This window comes from Mesorhizobium sp. dw_380 (assembly GCF_018588885.1).
GTDB lineage: Bacteria > Pseudomonadota > Alphaproteobacteria > Rhizobiales > Rhizobiaceae > Mesorhizobium.
The window spans coordinates 1-725 of the sequence record NZ_JAFFIW010000144.1 but is presented as its reverse complement, the minus strand read 5'-3'; the positions used below and the strand labels follow the sequence as shown (position 1 = coordinate 725).

Genomic DNA, 725 nt, shown 5'->3' with positions numbered 1-725 from the left:
GCCTGACCGCGCGCCATCTCGCCTATGTCATCTACACCTCAGGCTCAACCGGAACGCCAAAGGGCGTCATGGTCGAGCGTCGGGGACTTCACAACCTGATGCGATGGTATCTTGACGATCTTGGGCTGATGCCGAGCGACAATGTGCTTTTGCTCTCCTCGTATAATTTTGATCTGACGCAGAAGAATATCTTTGGGCCGCTGATGGTTGGCGGTGTCCTGCACCTGGCGCAGGATGCATTCATTCCGGAGGTTCTGGCCGAGCTTATTGCGCAGCAGAGCATCACACATATCAATCTGTCGCCAAGCGCATTCCATGCGCTGATTGATGCCGGTGCTTTAGACAGGCTTCGCAGCCTGCGTCGTGTTGTTCTGGGTGGTGAGCCTGTCCAGCCGGCAAAACTCCAGATGCTGCGCGATCTCTCCGTGGAGTTTGTCAACAGTTATGGCCCTACCGAATGTTCGGATGTCGCCACATGGCATCGGCTCGCTCCAGATCTTGAACCGTATTTAGGCGCCACCGTCCCGATTGGGCGTCCGATCTCGAACACAAAGATGTATGTGCTGGACGGGCATGGCGAGCCTGTTCCGATCGGTGTTGCGGGCGAGCTCTATATCGGCGGGGTGGGCGTTGCGCGCGGTTACCTGAACCGGCCGGAGCTGACGGCGGAGCGGTTCGTGGCGGATCGCTTCAGCGGCGAGGCTGGAGCGCGGCTCTACCGGACT

At 58.8% G+C, this 725-nt stretch carries 1 protein-coding gene; it reads left to right on the top strand.

The features are described from left to right. On the top strand, nt 1-725 hold a 725-nt coding region (locus tag JT360_RS33290; protein ID WP_214477718.1), incomplete at both ends, for an AMP-binding protein.